This window comes from Bradyrhizobium macuxiense (assembly GCF_001542415.1).
In the GTDB taxonomy this organism is placed as follows: Bacteria; Pseudomonadota; Alphaproteobacteria; order Rhizobiales; family Xanthobacteraceae; genus Bradyrhizobium; species Bradyrhizobium macuxiense.
This window is the reverse complement of sequence record NZ_LNCU01000039.1, coordinates 295171-316191: the sequence shown is the minus strand read 5'-3', so window position 1 is coordinate 316191 and position 21021 is coordinate 295171. Positions and strand designations below refer to the sequence as shown.

Annotated in this window: 18 protein-coding genes and 1 pseudogene; 4 read left to right on the top strand and 15 right to left on the bottom strand. The window is 59.1% G+C overall.

Annotated features, from left to right (window positions below; genetic code table 11):
* Nucleotides 1-417 precede the first annotated feature (417 nt).
* Nucleotides 418-2445, top strand: a complete 2028-nt coding sequence (locus AS156_RS12375; protein ID WP_160331087.1) for a secretin N-terminal domain-containing protein — start codon at nucleotides 418-420, stop codon at nucleotides 2443-2445.
* 487 nt (nucleotides 2446-2932) lie between these two features.
* Here AS156_RS12375 and AS156_RS12370 read toward each other — a convergent pair whose 3' ends face one another.
* The 12 genes from AS156_RS12370 to AS156_RS41980 form a co-directional block, all read right to left on the bottom strand.
* Nucleotides 2933-3898, bottom strand: a complete 966-nt coding sequence (locus AS156_RS12370; protein WP_082747470.1) for a LysR substrate-binding domain-containing protein — start codon at nucleotides 3896-3898, stop codon at nucleotides 2933-2935.
* A 74-nt stretch (nucleotides 3899-3972) separates the two neighbouring features.
* Nucleotides 3973-4191, bottom strand: a complete 219-nt coding sequence (locus tag AS156_RS12365; RefSeq protein WP_066504019.1) for an EscF/YscF/HrpA family type III secretion system needle major subunit — start codon at nucleotides 4189-4191, stop codon at nucleotides 3973-3975.
* A 15-nt stretch (nucleotides 4192-4206) separates the two neighbouring features.
* Nucleotides 4207-4458 (bottom strand): EscE/YscE/SsaE family type III secretion system needle protein co-chaperone, encoded by a 252-nt coding sequence (locus AS156_RS12360; protein WP_066504017.1) that lies wholly within the window; start codon nucleotides 4456-4458, stop codon nucleotides 4207-4209.
* Entirely contained in the window at nucleotides 4445-5809 is a 1365-nt protein-coding gene (locus AS156_RS12355; RefSeq protein WP_066504016.1) for an FHA domain-containing protein, read from the bottom strand. The genes AS156_RS12360 and AS156_RS12355 overlap by 14 nt, the downstream gene beginning before the upstream one ends.
* 11 nt (nucleotides 5810-5820) lie before the next feature.
* Entirely contained in the window at nucleotides 5821-7917 is a 2097-nt protein-coding gene (gene sctV, locus AS156_RS12350) for a type III secretion system export apparatus subunit SctV (protein WP_066504015.1), read from the bottom strand.
* A gap of 413 nt (nucleotides 7918-8330) precedes the next feature.
* Nucleotides 8331-8849 (bottom strand): type III secretion system stalk subunit SctO, encoded by a 519-nt coding sequence (sctO, locus tag AS156_RS40600; protein WP_082747467.1) that lies wholly within the window; start codon nucleotides 8847-8849, stop codon nucleotides 8331-8333.
* Nucleotides 8837-10213 (bottom strand): type III secretion system ATPase SctN, encoded by a 1377-nt coding sequence (sctN, locus tag AS156_RS12340; RefSeq protein ID WP_283807915.1) that lies wholly within the window; start codon nucleotides 10211-10213, stop codon nucleotides 8837-8839. Before sctN ends, sctO begins: the two co-directional genes overlap by 13 nt.
* On the bottom strand, nucleotides 10210-10833 hold the full coding sequence (locus AS156_RS12335; protein ID WP_082747466.1) for a FliH/SctL family protein: 624 nt from the start codon (nucleotides 10831-10833) through the stop codon (nucleotides 10210-10212). Before AS156_RS12335 ends, sctN begins: the two co-directional genes overlap by 4 nt.
* Nucleotides 10812-11507: a hypothetical protein gene (locus tag AS156_RS12330; protein WP_136626170.1), complete on the bottom strand. Its 696-nt coding sequence runs from the start codon at nucleotides 11505-11507 to the stop codon at nucleotides 10812-10814. Before AS156_RS12330 ends, AS156_RS12335 begins: the two co-directional genes overlap by 22 nt.
* Before the next feature lie 25 nt (nucleotides 11508-11532).
* Nucleotides 11533-12318, bottom strand: a complete 786-nt coding sequence (sctJ, locus tag AS156_RS12325; RefSeq protein ID WP_136626169.1) for a type III secretion system inner membrane ring lipoprotein SctJ — start codon at nucleotides 12316-12318, stop codon at nucleotides 11533-11535.
* Entirely contained in the window at nucleotides 12315-12746 is a 432-nt protein-coding gene (gene sctI / locus AS156_RS12320) for a type III secretion system inner rod subunit SctI (protein ID WP_160331086.1), read from the bottom strand. Before sctI ends, sctJ begins: the two co-directional genes overlap by 4 nt.
* Nucleotides 12730-13152, bottom strand: a complete 423-nt coding sequence (locus AS156_RS41980) for a hypothetical protein (protein ID WP_136626168.1) — start codon at nucleotides 13150-13152, stop codon at nucleotides 12730-12732. Before AS156_RS41980 ends, sctI begins: the two co-directional genes overlap by 17 nt.
* 756 nt (nucleotides 13153-13908) lie before the next feature.
* Here AS156_RS41980 and AS156_RS44290 point away from each other — a divergent pair.
* A pseudogene (locus tag AS156_RS44290) lies at nucleotides 13909-14274 on the top strand (ISNCY family transposase); the annotation flags it as partial.
* A 40-nt stretch (nucleotides 14275-14314) separates the two neighbouring features.
* On the opposite strand, the gene AS156_RS40590 reads toward AS156_RS44290, so the two are convergent.
* The 3 genes from AS156_RS40590 to AS156_RS12305 all read right to left on the bottom strand — a co-directional run bounded on the left by AS156_RS40590 (nucleotide 14315) and on the right by AS156_RS12305 (nucleotide 16380).
* Nucleotides 14315-14584, bottom strand: a complete 270-nt coding sequence (locus AS156_RS40590) for an Arm DNA-binding domain-containing protein (RefSeq protein WP_082747464.1) — start codon at nucleotides 14582-14584, stop codon at nucleotides 14315-14317.
* A gap of 129 nt (nucleotides 14585-14713) precedes the next feature.
* Nucleotides 14714-15394, bottom strand: a complete 681-nt coding sequence (locus tag AS156_RS12310) for a cysteine hydrolase family protein (RefSeq protein WP_066504153.1) — start codon at nucleotides 15392-15394, stop codon at nucleotides 14714-14716.
* 296 nt (nucleotides 15395-15690) lie between these two features.
* Nucleotides 15691-16380: a hypothetical protein gene (locus AS156_RS12305; RefSeq protein WP_066504004.1), complete on the bottom strand. Its 690-nt coding sequence runs from the start codon at nucleotides 16378-16380 to the stop codon at nucleotides 15691-15693.
* Nucleotides 16381-17347: 967 nt separating this feature from the next.
* On the opposite strand from AS156_RS12305, the gene AS156_RS12300 reads away from it, so the two are divergent.
* Complete coding sequence (locus tag AS156_RS12300) at nucleotides 17348-19756, top strand: UvrD-helicase domain-containing protein (protein ID WP_136626167.1); 2409 nt, start codon at nucleotides 17348-17350, stop codon at nucleotides 19754-19756.
* Nucleotides 19753-20946: a PD-(D/E)XK nuclease family protein gene (locus AS156_RS12295; RefSeq protein WP_066504002.1), complete on the top strand. Its 1194-nt coding sequence runs from the start codon at nucleotides 19753-19755 to the stop codon at nucleotides 20944-20946. The genes AS156_RS12300 and AS156_RS12295 overlap by 4 nt, the downstream gene beginning before the upstream one ends.
* Nucleotides 20947-21021 lie beyond the last annotated feature (75 nt).

Below are 21021 nucleotides of genomic sequence, written 5' to 3'. Positions count from 1 at the left end.
GGTCAAAGCACGGAGCGCTCGCAGCTCCATCACTTCCCGTTATGGCCCGATATCGATGAATTAATTTGCAGCTTGGCGGGTCTCCGGTACTGACACTCGGAAGAATCATCAAGCTGCTATTTGTCTTATCCTCGGGAAAGTTTCGCCGCTGAGCGCCAGGCCCAATATCGCTCGCGCTGCTAAAGCTCCAGAGGATGGCTTTGCGCTGGCACATGGAAACATTGAATGAATGCACATCTTCCGCAAGTGTGTCCCCCTTCGCACCCCACGGCACTCACGTTTCTTTGTCTACTCCTCACCGGATGCGCAGGCTCGACGGCTGAGCGCAGCGTTCTACTGAACCCGCCGAGCGGCATTCGGAAGGTGTCCGAACCTACATACTCGGAGAGCGCACCGCTCGCGGGGGGCTTTGAAGTGTTGACCCAGCCATCCGCCCCACCTGCCGAAACCTCGGAGCGTCGGCTACCGGTCACCACCAATAGCACGCGCGTCAGTCTGGACTACGTCAATGCTGATATTCGGCGGGTCGTGAATGACGTCGTCGGCAATATCTTGGCCATGTCCGTTGTGATCGATCCAGGCGTAGAGGGAAAGATAACGCTCCGGACTTCCGGCAAGGTTCCGGCGAATGATGTTCCGCGGCTTCTGGACGAAGTGCTGGGAAAGTCTGGTTACGGACTGGCGGCAGGTGACCGGGGAGTCAGGGTGGCGCGCCTGGCTGATCTCGCCGACGGAGGGCGCGGCGATGTTAAGGTAATTCCCGTTCGTTATGTCGACCCAGTCGAGGTCATCAAGGTCATCCGACCAAACGTCGAGGAAAACGTTCATTTGGCGCCCGCCCCCGGACAACGAGGCATTGCGATCAGCGGCCCGCCCGGTGGCGTCAGTTCCGCGCGTGAACTCATAGCCTTGTTGGACATCGATAGCATGCTCCACAAGTCCTTTGCTCTGTATACCCTGGCTCAGGCAAGTCCCGCCGCAGTCGAGAAAGACCTCAATTTTCTATTCAATCAGAATGCTGAGGGTCCGGCGCGAGTCCGGTTTGCATCACTGGAGCGGTTGAACGGCATTCTTGTAATTGCCGACGATCCTGCGGCGCTCCAGCACGCGCGTGCGACAATCGAGAAGCTGGACAGAACGTCGAAGGCAGCAGCAAACGTTCAAGTGCGGCCTCTGAAGTACCGAAGGGCGACGGAAGTGGCTCAGGTGCTGGCGCAAATCTTCGGCGCTGACCCGAGCGTTGCAGCAGCGCCCGCACAGTCCGATGGAGAGTCCGGCAAGGTGCCGGTGGCAAACCTGGCCAGTCGATCAGACCTTCTTCCAAACCCGTCCAGCCCGCCGAACGCAGACTCCGACTCGAACACGCAGACGGTGCAAGCAAAGCACGAAGCGGTAGTAGTTCCGGCCAGTCTCGGTTTATCGGCGCCGGTGCGGATCCAGGCGGATCGCAGCCAGAACGCGCTTGTTATTCTGGCGGCACCGCGCGATGCCAAGATCATCGATGCCGCGATCCGTCGTCTTGATGTCAAGCCTCGTCAGGTTCTCATCCAGGCAATTGTCGCGGAGGTCCGGCTAAACGACGGCCTGGGGTACGGGGTGGACTATCTTTTGTCCTCTCGTGGCCTGGGTGCCGTTCCAAAAGGTGGCTTGTCCTATGTGTTTCCCGGGACAAGTGCCAACGTTGTGCTGCATGCGCTGAGCGAGGTGGCGGACGTCAAGGTTGTATCCGCGCCACGCATTCTCGCGGTCGACAATCAGCCGGCGACGATCCAGGTCGGCGAGCAGGTCCCTATCTTGTCCCGATCATCCCAATCCCCGGCAAGCGAGAACTCGCCGATCATCAGCAACGTCGAACTGCGTGACACAGGAGTAATTTTGGCTGTTACGCCGAGAATAGGCGCCGGCGGTAGTGTCACACTCGACACTTTTCAGGAGGTTAGTACCGCCAACAAGAACAAGCTCACCAGCATCCAGTCCCCTGTGATTTCGCTACGCCGCCTGCAGAGCACCGTATCCACACGAAACGGGGATACGATAGCGATTGGTGGGTTGATGCAGGATAGTACCTCTCGGGCCGATTCTGGGCTGCCTTTGCTGATGAACATTCCGCTTCTGGGAGCGGCATTCCGGCGTACTGAACAAACCAAAGAGCGAACTGAGCTCCTGGTGTTACTCAATCCTCTGGTGCTTCAAGGTGACGCAGAGGCAGGAGCCCTAACCGACGAGTTGCGGGCGAAGTTCGAATCGCTGGCACCCGAACTTGGCCGCCAGCTCACGCCCGGACCGCAACAAGAGGCTGCCTCACCAAAGCGCCAACAAGCTGCGAAGGTTCGGCGAGAGCTGGCAATCCCGGCCGTCACCGGCTCAATTTCGGTACCCAGAACCTTTCCTGAGCCCCTGGTATCTCCCCTGCTCGATGGCAATATGCGAAGCGCACTCGATTGATAGTTGGCGCGAAGCAGTCTCCCGATCGGAACGCTGTGCTTGATCAGAGTACGTATCCAGTGACGACTAGAAGGTTGCTGTCGATCGACGCAAGACCGTCATCGAGGTAGCCGGTCAGACAGTCCCATCGATTGCCGGCACGGGCGATGACGCCCCGCTCAGGCTCCCGGGCCGCAGGTCGGATGGCTGCTCGTCGGGCTTTTCCTTGAACGCGGGCCGCGGCAGGCGAGCTACACTGTCGTCGCAATCGCAACTTGTATCGACGAACATTTCTTCCCTCGGCGATCTGGCGCCAGTGAAACCTCAGTCCAACCAGCAAGATCCCAGGTTGCAGCTAGGCTTCGACTATTTGCTGGCCGGATCGCGGGGCGACGGCCGCTCGGCAACACGCTGGCGTTTGAAGTCTCAGAGTCAGTCGATGGTGGACGAATTCCACTTCGGGCCGGGGTTCACACTGGTTGTACCCTCGAGGCTCCCGTTATGATAATCAGCCTTCCTTCTTTTTGCTGTCTTTTCGAAGCGCCAGTTTTACGTGGGTTGTCAGGAGGTCACCTACCGCCTGTGCCGCGAAGGGCAGCGGAGTATTGCCGGAAGAGATCAGGCATGCCGTCACATGGATCGGCGGATCTATCGAGATCAGCCTCAGACGGCCATGTCCCGGCATGTCAGAGAAGACGATCTTCGGAACGATCACATTACCGATGCCTGCATTGACCAGGGAGAGCGCACTGGCGAACGTATCGACTTCCGCGATGCAATTGGGTGTCAAGCCGACCTCTTGAAGCGCCCGGTCCAACGCGCTGCGAACTGTGTTGGGCCTTGTCGGCAGCACAAGAGGAAGGTGAGCCAGTCGCTCGAGCGAAATGGTATGCGTGACGTCTTCCGCAAACACAGGTCCAACCAGCGATAGCGGCTGATGAAAGAGCGGCTGCCGCGATAAGCCCTGGATAGGCTCATCTTCCAGAAGGAAGCAGAGATCGAGCGCACGCGATGCGATAAGCGATCTCATGCGCACAATGTCACCTGCAACCAGACGGAGGTGCACTTTCGGCAGAATCATCCGGCAGGCTTCCATAAAGTCGCAAGCCCAGCACACCGCAAATCCCGATGACATGCCAAGCCTTACCAGGCCTTCCGGTTCTCCTGCCGCCGACCGAACAACGCGGTCCAACTGCTCCACCTGCCCAATGATCGATGCCGCCTCACGATAGAAGATTTCGCCCGCGGCAGTTGGACGAATGCCGCGTTGACTCCGCTGGAGCAGTTCGACGCCAAGCTCAGCTTCAAGGGCAGCCATTTGCTGGCTGAGGGCAGGCTGCGCCACGTGCAGCATGCCTGCCGCCCCCGTAAAGCTACCAGCATCCACGATGCCGAGGAAATAGCGGAGATGACGAAGTTGCAGGAAGTTAGGTGACATCAGTCGCGTTCGATTTCGCTCGGTCGATTCAGGCATGATCAGGATATCCGGACTCGCCCATCAGCCCGGATAGCGTGCCGGCACCGAACGACCACACCTACCGATGAAGATCAGGCAATATTCCGGATGATACCATTGAGTGCGTCGTGAACCGCCTTGATGATGGTAGAGTTCAAGTTCAACAGTGTCGTGTGCTTGGTCATTGAGAGCTGAAAGCGAATCAGATCCATGGTGTCGTCCGGGTTCATGGTTGCCATACGTTCTCTCACATTGCGTTCCGATTGGACGACGGATTGCCCAATCGAGCTGGTTATACTGCCGAAATGCATTTCACCTCTCATTACTCAGCGGACTATTTCGCGGTGATGCTGTACCCATGTAGCATCAACGACTTCGGTCGCGCAATCTATTGCCTCGAGCAGCGCCTGCAGTGCTTCGAACTGCCGCGTCGTGACGCCGCTATCAATGTGACGTTTCAGAGACTGCCTCCAGTTCTGGAGGTCTTCATTGATGACGGCTCTGCTGGAGCCATCGACATCATTTAGCAGCTGCTTTTCCAACTCAAGCACGATGGATTCCTCTTCACCGTTGATCATCCTCGGTTAACCACTCTGGGTTCTCTCGATAGAGCATGCGAAGGTTCGATTCTCCGACACGCACGATAAGCCCGTCGCGGTCAACGGCCGCAATCTTGCCGATGTGATCGATGCTGTCGCCCACTTTCAACTGAGCTCCGTTTTCAACAACGACGAAAGGTGTGCGGCCCAGGTGCACCCCTCGCACCGCGGGCAATACCATCAGCTCACACCGCGACTCGAGTCGGATATAGGGCCTGAATCTTTCCTCGAACCGAGCGGCAACGTCCTTCCACTCATCGTATGTCGCCGAGGCCAGCGCTCCGGACACGGATACGACATCGGGCCTTACGGTGATGCGGATGGACCGGCGGAGTTCGGCGGACGCCGCCCGCAGCAAAAAAGCGCGTGCGCGATCTGGTGTTGCCACTTCATCATTGGTCTTGTAGATGCCCGGGATGTCCTGCTGGAGACGACGAAAGGCCGCTTCTACTTTAGCATCGCTCCGACCATAACCTATTACTGTGAGTTCGCCTGCAGCTTCTACGCGAACGCGACCGTCGATATCAAAAGCGTGTAAGATCGTAGCTGCGAGGTCGATCAGCCTTGCGTCAGATAATTTGGCAGTAGCCGGTCGCTTTGCTGTGAGGTCAGCCGCAAGCCTGGGGTCTTGCCAGTCAGACTGGCTCTTGTTGGTATTCTCTCCAGGCTCCAGTTCGATCGTCAGCCTGCCGGCAGTCGATTGGATATTGACGTCGGGTGCAATGTCCGCCCCATGAGGATCGGCCGTCTGCGGCTCGATCGGCTGGGTGCCCGGAGGGTTAAAATAAGACCGGGAGTGAAGCCGCTCCATCCCTGCCCAAGCGCCACATATTATCATCAGGAGGCCACAAACCACCGCCGCCAACCGCAATCGCCACGGTATCCAGCCCACCGCGAGACGTGTTCGCCAGCTGCCCAAACTCGATGACTCTGTCGCATCCGAAGCGGCCCTGCTTGCATCCACCCCCTGGCGCTCGGCTACGGTATGCTCCTTGGGAAAGTCGAGCCCGACGGGACCGAGGCTAAAGATTGTGCGGCCAACACGGACAGGGGTGAACGGATCAAGGATAGTCGGATTGTTGGGAGTGCACTCTCTACCGTTGATCAGCACGCCCGGTGCGGACGCAGTGATCTGGATTTTCCCTGACTCGTTAACAATGCGGATATGCGAACCGACGAGTTCCGGATCGCCGAAGGTGAGGTCATCCGTATCATGGCTACCGATGAGCGACGTTCCCTCGTCCAGGCATGTCTCCGCGCCCAGGTTTGGCCCGGACAGCACGCGCAAAGTGAGCTTGGCCTGCTCATCGGTCAGAACATTCTTTTCCATTGGCATGCACGTCACTGCAGCGCAATTCGCGCCAAGGGCTGGACAGAGATGTCGGGAGCAAGCTCCTGATAGGAGAGCACCGGGAGCTCGTACAAATCGGCCTCGACAAGCTTGCGGACGTATCGACGGATATCGATCGAGGTGAGTAGCACGGGCTTGTATGGCAGCGATTCAAGGATGCCGGCGGCATCTTTTATCCTGCCAACGATCTGTTGCGTGGTCTGCGGATCGAGAGCGAGATAGCTCCCCGCAGACGTCTGTCGAATTGACTTGCGCACAGTATCTTCCACCTCCGGCGTCAAAATGTAGGCCGGCAACAGATTCGTACCGGCACAATGCTGAAAGCAGATCTGCCTCTTGAGCGCGCCACGCACATACTCGGTCAGCAGGACTGTATCCTTCTCGTTTTGTCCCCACTGGACCAATGTATTGAGGATAGCGCACATGTTTCGCAGCGAAACCTGCTCCGAAACGAGCCGTTTGAGCACCTCGGCAATCTTTTGCAGCGGGACTAGGCGCAACGCCTCCTTCACGAGTTCTGGAAAGGATCCCTCCGCCTGCTTCAAAAGCGCTTGCGTTTCCTGAATACCGATGAACTCATCGGCGTGCCGACGCACGATTAGACCAACATGGCAGGAGAGAATCTGGGCTGATTCCAGATACGGGATGCCCGCCGCTCGCAGCGACTCGAGATGTGCGACATCAACCCAGACGGTCTCGATCTGAGGCAAGAAGGAGGGCTCTTCCACGACACATGGAATGTCCACCATTTCGAGGCCCTCGGGAGTATCACGCGCCAGGATGTGTTGAGGCCGCAATCGTCCCGATCCGTATGGAACTTCATTTAGCCTGATAATATATTCGCCCTTGTGACAATCCTCGCTTATTCGGACATTGATCGCTGGAACCGGCACGCCAAGATCGAGCATCAGCGCCTGCTGCGTGGCCACCAACGCTTTATCAAGCACGTCCGGCTGGATCATCGTCTGGATATCCCGGTCAACCTCGATCATCAGGGGCACAGTAAGCATGATACCATTGCCGCCTGCCTTCTTTGCCTCAGAGGCCTCAGTCGGATTCGTCGACAGCGCTCCCCCGCTGAGTGGCTGGCCGTGCGAGTCAGTGCGCAATAGCTGGCCACGACGCTGCAGCAGCCAGCCAGCCCCACCCACCGCTGCTGCCAAAACCATAAAAATCAATGTCGGAAAGCCGGGCACAAGGGAGAACAGGATGAGCATGAATGCGCCAACCATGAGTGCACGCGGTTGCGCACTCAGTTCATTGCCGATTGCATTGCCGAGGTCTGCGCTGTTGTCTTCGGAGCTTACTCTCGTGACGATGAATCCTGCCGTGATCGAGGTGAACAACGCCGGAATCTGACCGACGAGACCATCGCCAATGGTCAAGGTCGTATAGACTTCAAGCGCCTCCGAGAATCCCATTCCCTTTTGGAGTGAACCAATTGCGATCCCGCCAATGATGTTCACGATAATGCTGATCACGCCTGCGATCGCGTCCCCTTTGAGGAACTTCATGGCGCCGTCCATGGCACCGTACAACTGACTTTCGCGCTCGATGGCAACACGGCGCCTGCGTGCCTCTCGCATATCGATGCTGCCGGCCCGCAAGTCGCCATCGACGCTCATCTGCTTTCCCGGCATGGAATCCAGAGAAAAACGTGCAGCGACTTCGGCAACGCGCTCTGATCCTTTGGTGATGACGACAAATTGTACAATGGTCATGATCAAGAAGGTAACGGCGCCTACGACGAGATTACCAGCTACGACAAAGTTACCGAAGGTCTTGATGATCTGGCCAGCTTCCGCATGAAGCAGGATGGTGCGAGTTGCCGCAATACCGAGCGCCAGACGAAACAGCGTTGCCAGCAAAAGCACCGATGGAAATGAGACGAATGCGAGTGGCGATTTGATGTAGACCGCCACCATCAGCAGGAGGGCTGCAATTCCCAGATTGACCGCTTGCAGCACATCCATAAGCACTGATGGAAGCGGAATAATCATCATGAAAACGATCGTGATCAGCAACGTCACCAGAACAATGTCGTTACGGCCGGTCGCGATGGTCAGCAGTTTGTCGAGTGACTTCATATGATCAGCCTAGCGCGACTTGCCCCGTGAAATGCCAGCCCATAGCCAGAGGTGCGACACGCAGCTGACGATGGCTCGCTCCGGCCCTGAGGCAGACTGCCGGCCCGCCTTCAAACCCAGAGCAGCAAATTTGAACCCTCCGCGCCGATTAGCTGCGTTCAAAGCCAACTCTCCCGGATCGCAACAGTGACTCTGATGTTTCTTCGATCGTCTGCCGGAAGCCCGCAGTCTTTGACCTAGACGACAGGCACACGCGATCGTGCCAGCGGGACGGTCGGTCGAGCGTATCGCCGTCAGCCTAACCGCACGATCTGCATCGACGTAAACCGCAGGATCCGATGCACCATGGATGAGATCGACCTACTAGACCCGCCATATCCAACGTCGTATCGACGCTCGCCTGATCTCCTCCCCTAGCCTTCGCATCCCCGACATTCTTCGAGATCCAAGGCCGATCCGGCTTGCGACGTGTTCACAGCAGTCCTGTTCTCGCAAACCTGCTCCGGCCTCCTCACCGAGGCATCGCGCAAAGCGCGCGCCAGATGTTCGCACTTATCGAACTGCTTGCCTGTTTGACGTACGATGTTGCACACCTCGTCGCGTGCCTGCCGGGCCCGATCGGCTTCCGCGATTGCCTTTTCAATGTCCTTTTCGAGCAGCTGATCGTGATCGTGCAGCGAGGTCATCCTTGCCTTCAGACCGACAAGAGCGCCGAGAGCGACGGTTTCTCCGATCACGGAATCGTACAGGGAAGCTTCAAGCCGAAGACGCTTTTGCCGCCAGGTGCGGTGATTTTTGGTGGCGGTCTCCACGACAGCGGCAGCGTTCTCAAGGGCCAGCTGTCGCGCCCGGAGAATATCTTGCTGACGATGATGTCGCAATTTCCGTAGCTCCAGGAGATGGGGGACGGCGTCCGAGATCATCCCACGCATGCTTCAAGCTCCTGGAGCGTAGCTTCGAAGTCCATCTGCTCACTTGTCGATTGGCGCAGGAAGTTCTGTATTTCGTCCCTTCTGGCGATCGCCTCATCCGCGAGTTCGTCGGTTCCGTTCTTGTATTCGCCCACACGAATCAACAGTTCGACCTCCTGGTATTTCGCCGTCAGCTCACGCAGTCTCCGCGCCATGCTTTCATGCTGGGGAGCCACGATCATGCTCATGACGCGGCTGACGCTCGCAAGAATGTCGATGGCAGGATAGTGGTTCGACGTAGCCAGGGCACGCGAGAGCACAATGTGACCATCAAGGATCGAGCGCGTTTCGTCGGCGACGGGTTCAGTCATGTCATCTCCCTCGACAAGCACGGTATAGAAGGCCGTGATCGACCCACGCGCATTGTTGCCCGCACGTTCCAAAAGTTGCGGCAGTGTTGCGAACACGGATGGCGGGAAACCATGCCGGGTCGGTGGCTCACCCGCTGCAAGGCCGATCTCCCTGTGCGCCCGCGCAAAACGCGTTAGCGAATCCATGAGAAGCAGCACGCGTTTGCCTTGATCGCGAAACCATTCAGCTATTGCAGTGGCTACATAGGCCGCCTTGGCGCGCTCCATGGCGGGCCGGTCGGACGTCGCGAAAACAAAAACCGCTTTGGTTCGTGATTGCGAGCCGAACTGCGTGATGAACTCTTGCACCTCCCGTCCGCGCTCGCCGATAAGTGCTATCACCGCGACGTCAACGTCAGCGCCCCGTATGAGCATCGACAGCAGTGTGCTTTTGCCGGCTCCTGCAGCGGCAAAGATACCGACGCGTTGCCCTTCCCCGCACGTCAGCAGGGCATCGATCGCCCGCACACCAACCGGAAGAACCTGATCTATGCTACGCCGGCTTAGCGGATCCGGTGCGCTGCCATGAACCGGCACGTGGGCCTCTGCGATCATGGGCCCATGAGTGGTTGCATCGAGCGGGCGGCCAAGGCCGTCAAGCACCCGACCTAGCAAGTTCCAGCCCGCCGGCACCAGCAGGGCCTTGCTCGTCGGAATCACCTCTGTGAGGGTAGAAAGTCCCCGCATTTCCCCGAGCGGCGTTAGAACGGCAACATCGCGCTGAACACCGACGACCTCAGCGGTCAGTCCACGGTCATTTTTGGGATCGTGGAGTTCGCACAAATCCCCGATACGCACGCCAGGAGCCGTCGCACGGATGATTGTTCCAACGACTTGAAGGACGCGACCACGGACATTCATCGTCGGCGTTTGCTCAACCGCCCTGTTAGCGAGCCGGAAGAACCGATCGATGCTTTCATGCGAACAACCTACGGGATCTACCGCCGTTGACGGCCCGGCTGTCTCCGAGATCACTTCGACGCCTCCAGGCTTTTGCGAAGGCCGCTTTCGATCAATGTCAGCTGGCTTTCGATCGTCGCGTCGACCAGTCCGGCATCGGTCTCAAGAATACACCCGGCATCATTGATCCGCGGATCAGAAATCACTTCGACGACTGCGCGTGACGTGACCGCCGGGACTATCTCGTCGACCCGCCCGCGAACCGTCTCGACCAGCGACGGGGCCACTCGCAGCCGAACGACAGGGCTATGGCCCACGACTCGCAGGCTTCGCAGTGCGATCTGCACCGCGGTCTCGTCTGGCGCCGTCGCGTCGATGATCCGGCGGGCGATCTGCAGGCCGAGGTCCACGATCCTTTCCTTGTTTTGCTCCATGACCCGCAGCGACTCTACGGCGATTGCGGCCAAGCGCTGTTGAATTGTCACTTGCGCTTCCTTGAGCCCGGCTGCTCTGGCGGCCGCTTCAATCCTGCTTGCGGACATGCGCGCTTCCTCAACAAGCGCCTCTGCATCGCGCTGCGCCTGGGTCAGCAGTTGCTCGGCGTGCAGGAGTGCCTGCGCGCTTGCCGCCGGCAAGATTTGCCCTGGTCCGAGAACACTGATCGTCTCGGACGTCAATCGAACCAGTGCGACCATGGGGCCATCCTTTTGCGGACCAACCGCCGCATCGCATGAAAGGCGTCCTCTCCAGCACTGCCGTTGCGACAGGCGTTAGCCGCCACCGTCCAGATCGACGCAGGGCTGCGTAATCTCAGTCGTACCTGCAGTGCATGCGGGATGCAGCCCATTGCGAGGCCGAACATCGCAGCTGCGCAGTGGAGCAGTTCAGCAGGCCCGGTCGGCAGCTTGGAAGCACCGATAGCCGACATCAGTCCGGCGGTCGGTCGTGGCAGCAGCGCGGCATCGAAAGCGAACGCGACGGCGTCTTCTCCGAGGACGGAACGCGCTGCAACGACATCGGCATTGCGAAGTTGCCCGACAAGACTCGGCACCCCGGTCCACGCCGCGGCAAGGCACATGAGGCGCACGGCGTCCGATACCGGCAAAAATGCGAGCCGCGTCCGCGGCGCATGGCCGGCGGAGATGATGGCCGACGCCCCCCTATCTTGATCGCGAAGCAGCCGACTTCCAAGTCTCATTCGGATGAACGAATCTGCCCGTGCAGGATCCCGCGGCAACCATTCCGGCCAATCCTTGGCTATAGCATCATCGAAGTCGGCCGCGGGATCGGCGATGCAGCGCATCATCGCTCCGGCCCACGGCCTGTGAAGCCAGCTGTCCGAAATTGCCGCCGATTCTGTCGCGATCATCGCGGGATTGCTCGCTTGCATCGATCTATGGCGCCGCAGGATTTGTTGTGTGGCTCACTCGCTTCCGCCACACGAGAAAGGCAAGAGCTGCATTGCAGATTAGCGATATCACCAGCCCAGCCACGAGTCCGACCAGGAGATAGAGCCGAGCACTGGCCTCGGCGGCGACGGGAGGCGCATCAAGTGGCGGCAAGCCGCTATCGCTTTGACTTGCCTCGACGAGCGTAACCGAGACGCCGTCGTACGATACGCCCTTCAAGCTATTTGCGACCAACTCCTTGATCTTCGGTACGATCTGATCAACGGCAGTACCAGCCTTATAGCGGACCAATACAGCAGCAGTTGAGGGAGCAGGTGGGACGCGATCGTCGATCGTATATTCGGGCAGGACGGCATGGACGCGGGCACTGAACACGCCATCGATCCTGGAGAGCGTCTCCGATAATTCCTGCGTCGTGCCATGGATGAATCGCACACGCTCCTCCGTTGGCGATGACAACATACCCTCTTTCTTGAAGAGGGTGCCCAAGTCGGCAAGCCGATCGCGAGGCAATCCGGCGCCATCCAGTACACCCATGGCACGCGGCACGTCTTTCGTCGAAACAATCAGGGAGGCCGCCCCGTTGTGCTCGGGCACCCGCTCGGCATCGATGCCGTGCCGCATCAGCAACGCGAGCATGTCGTTGGCGTCATGCGCCGGAAGATTGCGATAAAGCTCGATCTTTGCTCCGCAGCCCGTCAACGCGAGCGTCGCCAAAAGAATCAATGCGCGCTTCAACACCAACATCACGCTCGCATAACCGTTGTTCACTGGCTCTTCAGGAGAGTATCTAGGGTTTGCACGGCCTTCCCAACCACTTTCGACGCGATATCGTATTGCAGAGTCAGGGCTGACAGGGCGGACTGCGCGTTCAGCCACTCAATCGAGCTGAACTCGCCGGAAGCATAGCTTTCCGCGACCCCGGCCGCGACTTTCGCGGCATCGCCGAAAGATGCGCTTAGTTTATCCATTCCACTAAGGATATCGTCAGCCACCCGGACGCGACCAATAAGCCCCTCCTCGCTGGGGGCAAGATCAGTGACCGCTGCGGGATCATCATTCGGCGATGATGGCACCGGCCGCTCGAGGGCCGCACGAAAGGCCTCGACCGAGTCACTCGGCGCCCTTGATGCCGCCGGCCTCCCGCTCGCCGGCGACACGGCCTCAAGTAGCGCCACGACCTCATTCACACCGCTCACTGACCGAACCTCCTGTATGTACCTTCGCTGCACCACCTAGTGCCGCAAAAAGCCCGTCGAGCGCCAGATCGCCGCGAGGAAGACGCCGAAGCACAGCATCCCGCTCACTTAAGCGGCCAACAACCTCAAGCACCAGCGCCTGAAATGCCATTCCATAGGGATCATTCGCGCGGGCAAGAGGATCGAGGCGCTCCAGCGCTGCTTCAACGTCGCCTGCCAATAGGTCGACAAGCACGCAAGCGATGACGGCCTCCCGACCGCCTGGAGCAACCACACCAATTCCCTTGGCAATCCGCCTCGCTCGCTCCACGTCGCTTTTAAGACAGGCCAGAAACGCAATCTCGGTCAGGCACCGCAGAAGGCGGCGTCGGCTTTCCGGCGCGGCAAACGGGACCAAATCAGACATAACGACGAATAGTCCTTACACCGCTTTAAGCCCACCTCATCCGCCAGAATGCAATAAGGCTTTCACCGAAGAGTTGCACCTGCTGCGGGGTGTTTTGGCCACCACTTCTGATGCCGCTGAGCGCGTCATCAGCATTCGGATAAAGCTCTGCCTTCCAGCAGGCCGTCGCTCAGGATTAGCTGCTTCAACGGTTCTAGCCCGCGGCACGATCGAGTGGAAATACCGTTCGCATATGGAAGCATAGTGAATGCATATGGAACGTCACTTCGGGCCAGACGGAAGACCGCGCAAGCAAGGAGTCAGGCGACGGACAGGGCAGACAACGCCGACGCGACCGACCACTTGCTCCCAAAGGTCGCAACAGAGAGCGTCTCAGAAAGCGTCATAGACGGACACATCAAAAGAGGAGTCAGTTTGCAACCAGCAAAGCGGCTCAAGGTGACCTGCCTCTGAGTATTTCGTTCGGATGAAGTTATGCTCCGGCCTGAGCAGCATTCTCGAGTCCGATGCTGCAAATTTTGCAAGTGAAATATTTGAGCAGCTGCGCGACAGCACAGGATCCTCACCGAGCGAACGCAGAGTAGCTTGGCAACCGCTTCATGGCGGATAACCTGACGCTCGTCAGCTTATCGACAGCTGAGCTTCCTAGCATGCGAACGTCTCGATCCAGCCGATAGAGCCGCCTAATCGGCTGAGTCCAAACATGTCATGGAGTTTCAATGAATACAGAACGGCCCCAGCCTCGCGCTGACATAAGCAAGAACACCTGATGCCGTCCGCGCCCGCGTCAATGAAATGTGTGCACGCCTGGATCCGGTCGCCTTACTGCGCGATATCCGAGCCGTGCAGGAGCAGTTGGCCAGTCTCAGCGACGCCGCCCCAGCAAGCCATCCAACTGCGGTGCCACCGATCTAACAGTTTTTGTCGAGCTTGCGAATCGCGTGGAAAGACGGAGCGGTCCGCCCTACCGACAGGCCAATTGCGAAGCCAAAGCGTGAGCGACGACGCCCTGATCCGCTCGTCAAGGCTACACCACAGCTGCGCGAATGGTTCGAGGCCGAGCCGTGGCGAACCGGCAGCGAACTCCTTTGCAAGCTTCAGGCAGAATGCCCCGGGGCCTATCTTCTTTGAAGTATCGCTCTTGGACATGCACTTCTCCTCGCTACCGGCCCCCGAGGAATTCGGGCGCTGGATAGCGAGGGGAAACACTATGGTCTGACGGACTTCCGAGGGCCACAAGTGCGCGTTTGCGTGCGTCTGCTAGAGAGAGGCCGGGGTAATAGCCAATCGTCACCTTCGTGCGCGACGGCTGTTTGACGACATGCCATGTCTTACGCTGCTTGCGGATGCCGAAGCCTGGTGTCTTGTCGTCATAGAAGTTGCCCTCTTTGAGAGAGCGAATGGTGATGTCAGTGAAATGGATGATGGACATTTTTGCTCGCTTTTTGCTCGGGAATGCGTGGTGTAGTGCCGAGAAAAGACGAGTAGCTATGAAGTACAGATTTTCCGGAAATTCAAGAAGGGGCAGTGACTTACGGTCGGCACGAGTAGAGATGAGCAGCTAAGATTTTTTGCTCAAGACAACTTGGCAAGCAGCACTGATCTCCTCAATCAGGTCGTTTGTGTACACTTGGCGGCAATACCCCTTGATCACCCGCAAACTATTGTCCTGGCGCTCCTGGCTGTAGGTCGCGCAAGCATCTGGCACGAGCGTCACGAGGTAACCGAGGTCGCAAGCGTCACGCACAGCGGATTCCACGCACTCGTCGGTAACCACCCCAGCCAATACCAGCTGTTTTGCGCCGAGATTGCGCAGCAGGTAATCGATATTCGTGGATATAAAGACGCTCGAGGACGATTTCGGCAGCACGATTTCGTCATCGCCCGGCGCAAGCTCGTCAATGACCTTGCCGTCCCATGAACCTCTTGGGACGTTGAAGCCCACGATCTTGTAGTTCAGGCCGCGATCGCGACCATCCCGTGTGAGGCTCTCAATCGTCGTGTAAAGTACTTCTATTCTTGCCGCACGAAAGGCAGCCTGCAGCCTCAGCATGTTGGGTATGGCAATGCTGTTCAAGCGATCGAAATAATAGCCGTACTTGCCGGCGATGTCGTCGTCCGACACATCCTTGAACTCGCCGCCATCGCGTCGGATGCAAAAGTTCTGCACGTCGATGAACAATAATGCGGACTGCCCCGGATTGAGCGGCACCTCGCGCGTCGGAAGTTCAGTCGTTGACATGTTTTCCTCTCGCGCATCGATCGGCCCATAGTAGATCAAGGTCACAATCTGGCGTCCCTCGGGATCATCGATCAAATGATTTACAAATTCAAAGTAGCGGGCGCGGCAACCGGCGCTCCCCGCCCCCTCAGCTCATCCAGGCATGTTTCGTCAGACTGCAAGCTCTCAGATAAGAGACCTAAGTGCGACATCCCACACCACCGCATCTTTGTGGCGAGGATCGGCCAAATTCCACCTCGTGTCGAGTTTACACATTTCGCTGCGCCGGCAAAGGTTACGTCGCTAACATCAGCCCGTCATTCTCCTGGCGGAACAACACGGCTCCTCAACTCTTCGCCGGTCAGCCAGATCAGCCAATCATCGTCGACAATTTCCTCTTCCACCAGCCGCAAGATCGAGCCGGCTCTCTCATGGTGAGCATATCCGTACTGTGAAACAACGCCTTTATCGATTAGCCAGCGCGCTACCAGTCCACAGACGAAATCAGGAGCCCACATGGCGAAAGACACGCCGAATGCCATTCCTCCCATAATCTCGGGTATGCCCGAACCTCTGAAGTCTCTGCGCACCCAACCATCCCCGTGATATGCTACTTTGCCAGACATCTTCCTCGCAATTGGTGCCGCACAAGTGCACTCATCCTCTGGATGGGCATGTTTTGCCGGGTCGGCGTAGAACGCTTTCAGGGATTGAAGATGCTCTGCCAAGTTGCTGCGCGAAAGATCGTACAGTCGAACGGCCTGCAGGACCGCAACGTCATTGTTCTTGTCGACGCCGACCATCCAAAATCCCTCGCCTGATCCAATTGGCGAGCGGTCCGGCCGGAAATTCGGATATGTAGGCCCCTTCGTTGCAGTCGCCCGCGTAATCGAGATATACTCGTGAAAATCGACTCCCAACGAAAGTTTGATGCCTTTTTGGGCGGCGGCAGCGTCATAGCTGTGAATGAAGCGCGATATGTGCAGCAGGTCGACTACGCTCGTCATTGCCGCGCCTTGGTCCTATTGTGATGCGCCAGGTCCCTTAGCACTGCTACGGCACTAGCGATTTACGGGACACTACCAGTTCGGGTGGGTTAAGAGTGGGTCCGATTTTGACGAATTCGTCTTCGCTCGCGTCCAACACCATCGCGACGGACATGACGATCAAGGCGGCAAGGCAAGCACGAACGACATCATCGATCTCGTGAAGACCGGGCTGTCACTCCGCCCTATCTGGTCCATCGCTCTGCGACGCGTCCGATCAGAGTGTGCGCGAGCCTACGGTCATGCGAAAGCAACGTGTCGAACACGGACCGCACCCGATTGCTGATCGAGTGGTGGACGACGATCCAGGACGCACGCTTCTCGGACATTTCGCTCGACCTGGCGCGTCCGCCCGTCGCCTTAACGTGATGCGCAGCACATGATTATTGTATTCGCACATCACCAAACTATCGGAACCTCGCAAGCTGGAACACGTCCTCCCTCCCGCACCTCGGCGGCCTTGAGGGCATGCCGGATCTTGGCTTCCTCCGGATCGCGCGTCTTCAGCGCGAACTTCTCCTCGCGGGATCGCCGAACGCGATCATGCGCAGGGCAGAGACGGGGCGTCTGTAATCGCAGGCTTTATTGCTTCGACACGGTCCGAATTGCTTCGACACGGTCCGAATTGCTTCAACACGGTCCGAACCGAGCGTTATCGCTGAGGGAGGCGAAATTCCGGCGCGGAGGGGATAGCCGGACGGCCTGGCGAAGCGAGCCGAACCCGATCGCGGTCCTACATTGGCAATTCGCTGGCCGCCGGGATACTCCGGTTCGGTCCGTTCCGTACGAACTTAAGTATGATTCAACGCTACTCCCGTTCGCGCGCTTCCGGCATCGACGAAATCGAAGGGTCCCGCTATAGCTGCTCTAACATAAGTTGCGGCGCAAAGAGGATCGCCAGCACGGCGGGGCCTGAGGGGGATCGCAGGTGACTACGTTGACATGGGAGGACTTTTGCGACCATGCGATGGCGGTGGCAAGAGTTCCTCTTAGCGCGAGGAATGTGGGACGCGAAGGCGGCCTGAACGATGGACAGGTTGGCATCGTCTCCGCAACGGTCGACAGGTCCCTTTTCGTCATTGCCGGCCCAGGCAGCGGAAAGACGACCGCATCGGCTCTTCGGATCCTGAAGCTCATCTACGTAGACGGCCTCGATCCGCTCGAAATCGTCGCCACGACCTTCACACGTCGAGCCGCCGCGGTCCTGCGGAGCAGAATTATCGAGTGGGGCGAGAACATACGCGCGCGCGTCCTGCGCACCCGGCGCCCTGTGCCCCCTCGCTTCGAGAGGCTGGATTTCAACCAACTGCGAGTCGGGACGATCGACAGCATCGCTCAGGACCTCCTCAACGAATTCAGGGCCGCCGGAGCGCCTCGACCGACGCCGGTGGATACGCACGTCTTCGCCGCTCTGATGATGGCTGAAGGCGTCCGCCCCACGGCCGCGGCAAGGTCGAGGAGACTGTGCGCGTTTCTCGAATCGCTGGGATTTAATACCTACGGCGGCCTGCTCGGCCTCGGCGGTCGTGCCGCCGCCCTCGTCGAAATCCGCGAACGCCTCATAAACGACCGCGTCGACCGCGCCGCGCTTTTGGCCGGCGCCGGCCGCGGCGCCGGCGACGTCAGCGTGGGTCTGTCGCGCGCGCTGGAAGCGATCGAGACGTTCGAGGCTGTCATGCGCGAGCGGGAGATCTTCGATTTCGCAGGCCTCAACGAGTACTTCCTCGAGGCGCTCGGCTCCGGCCGGATGAACGACTTCCTTGCGACCGTCCGGTTCGTCTTGGTCGACGAATATCAAGACACGAACTATCTGCAGGAGAGCATCTATTTCGCGTTGGCCGCCGCGGCGCGCGACAACGGCGGATCGATCTGTGTCGTCGGCGACGACGACCAGTCGCTGTATCGTTTCCGCGGCGCCACCGTGGAGCTTTTCGCCGGCTTTCGCGGGCGCGCACGGGATCGGGTGAGGATCGAAGCAACCGAAATAGCGCTGAATCTCAATTATCGATCGACGAGAAATATTGTGAGCCTCGTGGACAGCTTCGTGCGCTCCGACGTGATTTTTCAGCAGGCGCGCGTGATCGGCAAGCCGGCGCTTCTGCACGGCGCCGCCAATGAAGGCGAACTCCCTCTCGTCGGCATGTTCGAGGACGGCAAGCAATTGCTCGCCCAGGAAGTAGCAAACCTGATTGGCCGATTGGTCAACGGGGGCCGAATTCGGATTGCCGACGCCGAGGGGCGCCGACACGCGATCGCTCTCGACGCGGAACGCGGATCGGCCGGAGATATCGCGATCCTATTCGACTCGACATCTGAATACCGCGCAAGCGGCACCGAACGATTCCCGCGCCTCTTACGCGACGAACTCGAAGCGCTCGATCCGCCGATTGGTGTCTTCAATCCCCGAGGCCAGCCGCTAAAGAAGCAGGCGGCCGTACGCAGGCTCCTTGGCCTGGCGCTGCTTTGTCTCGATCCCAACGGTTCGATATTGGGCTCGCAGAGAATAGGAGATCCGGTGTTGCGCGAACTGCGCGGATGGCGCGACGACGCCGACGCCTTTCTCGTGTCCGGGCCGGCAAATCTGAGACGATTCGTCGACAGCTGGCAGCGACGCCGAGCGACCCGGCCACTGCGAGGCAACACAAATGTCTCTTTGAGTGACCTGCTCTACAAGCTGGTCACCTGGATTCCCGCTTTCCAGGACGACGTCGAGCATCTGGCTTGGTTGGAAGCCATCATGCGCGCCGTATCGGCGGCCAGTCTCCTTCGCGGATTTCGGGGCGAACTCATTTTCGCGCCGGGTTCGCTCACTGACGAATTGGCGACGCGCAGCGTGGCCGACGCGATCTGGCGCGTGTTCGCCCCGATCGCCGACGATGTGATCGAGGTCGAGGAGGACTTGCTCGAGACATTGCCCCGCAACCGGGTCAACTTCATGACGATCCATCAGGCCAAGGGTCTGGAGTTTCCGGTCACAATCGTCGACGTCGGTTCGGAGCTTGGCGACGGAAGGGTCTCCAAGCCGTTCAAGCGCTATCCTACCGATCCCGATCGGGTCCATCGGATGGAAGATTTCTTCCGTCCATATTCGCAGATCGACCTGGGAAATCGGACCGGACAGGATCGCGCATTCGACGACCTGACCAGGAAATACTTTGTCGCCTTCAGTCGCGCCCAGGACCTGCTGATCCTGGTCGGCCATTCCGTCGCTACGACGGGTATCAGCCGTAGCAAAAAGACGATGCAGAGCGTGGCCACCGGTTGGCGCCGCCCCTCGTGCGCACCTGCCGAACTCTGGCCCTGGCGAGGCCTCTCGTTCCTCAGGAGGTTTCGATGAGCATCCGTCCGCACGGCGTCGAGCGCATCATCCCCGAGTACAGCCTCACGGGCGACTTGCTGGCGTTCTTAAAATGTGGACGCCAGTATCGTCTATACAACAAGGCGGGCTTGCCTCCTTCCGTCCCGGTTCAACAGTGGTTCGGCGAATTCATTCACGGCCTGATGGAGGAGGCGTTTGCGCGATGGAGGGCCGGCGGAGCCCCCTGGAACGGCGGTTGGCCTTGGACGTGGGCGACGCACATCCGTCCGATCGAGGAGACGGTCTATCGCAGGCTGCTGTCGCGGGGGCTGCGTCCTCCGCCGCGCCTTCTGTATCTCGACTATGATAATCCGACCGAAAACGGCCGAGGCATCGCAAGTCGCCGGGCGGAAGCGGCCTTGAACACGTGGGGCGTCCATCTCTTTCCGCTCGTCGCCGAAGCGGAACTACGCCTGATGGGATCCAGGGAGCTGCCGCCCAATGCACAGATGCGGGCCGTACGCTACTCTGTCACCGGAATAGTCGATGTCTTAAGCTCGGTTCAACTCCATCGCGCCCCTCCGAGCAACGCCATTCTTCACCGTCTTCGCCAAAGCCCGGTCGTACGTACTGAGATGGAACGGAGCGATGCCCCCTTCGAGATCATAGTGGACTACAAGGGCATGAGGCGCCCTCCAAGCGTGGGGAGCGACACGTGGCTCCACCAGGCGTGGCAGATACAGACCTATGCGTGGCTACGGCATCGGCAAAATCCCGACGCGAGGGTGATCGCGGGCGTACTTCTATACCTGAACGAACTCTATCCCTCGCAGACCGACCTTCGCGATCTGCGGAGCGACGTGAGAGGGCGCACGACCGATGTCATGCCCGCCCCGGCCGATCGCGCATTCCTCCTGGGCGAACGCGAAAGCCCGGAGCAGGAAGGCGAAGAACTCGAGACCGGCCAGACGCGCGGCCTCAGCAAGCTCTTTCTCGAGGATCGGAGCTTTCGGCTTGTCGAGGTCACGCCCTCCTCCCTCGACGAGGCAACCGGTCGGTTCGACAGGGTCGTCGGAGACATCGAAGTGGCGGTCCAGGCCGAGATCACGCAGGGATCGACCCGTGCGCCCTGGCCCACGCAGCCGGAACAACGGACCTGCACGGCTTGCGACTTCAAATATCATTGTCCAGACGCGACGGGCCGCAACCGACTACCCCAAGTCCCGTGATCCCTGCGAAAGCGCGACAATAACTGCAGAGTATTTCTTCGGGAAGGCTCAGGAAACTGCACAACCAGAGCTTGA

Excerpts from the sequence above, each read along its gene's own strand:
- AS156_RS12370 (WP_082747470.1), bottom strand. The coding sequence starts at position 3,898 with ATGCCTGAATCGACCGAGCGAAATCGAACGCGACTGATGTCACCTAAC.
- AS156_RS12365 (WP_066504019.1), bottom strand. The coding sequence starts at position 4,191 with ATGCATTTCGGCAGTATAACCAGCTCGATTGGGCAATCCGTCGTCCAA.
- AS156_RS12360 (WP_066504017.1), bottom strand. The coding sequence starts at position 4,458 with ATGATCAACGGTGAAGAGGAATCCATCGTGCTTGAGTTGGAAAAGCAG.
- AS156_RS12355 (WP_066504016.1), bottom strand. The coding sequence starts at position 5,809 with ATGGAAAAGAATGTTCTGACCGATGAGCAGGCCAAGCTCACTTTGCGC.
- sctV (WP_066504015.1), bottom strand. The coding sequence starts at position 7,917 with ATGAAGTCACTCGACAAACTGCTGACCATCGCGACCGGCCGTAACGAC.
- sctO (WP_082747467.1), bottom strand. The coding sequence starts at position 8,849 with ATGCGTGGGATGATCTCGGACGCCGTCCCCCATCTCCTGGAGCTACGG.
- AS156_RS12335 (WP_082747466.1), bottom strand. The coding sequence starts at position 10,833 with ATGGTCGCACTGGTTCGATTGACGTCCGAGACGATCAGTGTTCTCGGA.
- AS156_RS12330 (WP_136626170.1), bottom strand. The coding sequence starts at position 11,507 with ATGATCGCGACAGAATCGGCGGCAATTTCGGACAGCTGGCTTCACAGG.
- AS156_RS41980 (WP_136626168.1), bottom strand. The coding sequence starts at position 13,152 with ATGTCTGATTTGGTCCCGTTTGCCGCGCCGGAAAGCCGACGCCGCCTT.
- AS156_RS40590 (WP_082747464.1), bottom strand. The coding sequence starts at position 14,584 with ATGTCCATCATCCATTTCACTGACATCACCATTCGCTCTCTCAAAGAG.
- AS156_RS12310 (WP_066504153.1), bottom strand. The coding sequence starts at position 15,394 with ATGTCAACGACTGAACTTCCGACGCGCGAGGTGCCGCTCAATCCGGGG.
- AS156_RS12305 (WP_066504004.1), bottom strand. The coding sequence starts at position 16,380 with ATGACGAGCGTAGTCGACCTGCTGCACATATCGCGCTTCATTCACAGC.
- AS156_RS12295 (WP_066504002.1), top strand. The coding sequence starts at position 19,753 with ATGAGCATCCGTCCGCACGGCGTCGAGCGCATCATCCCCGAGTACAGC.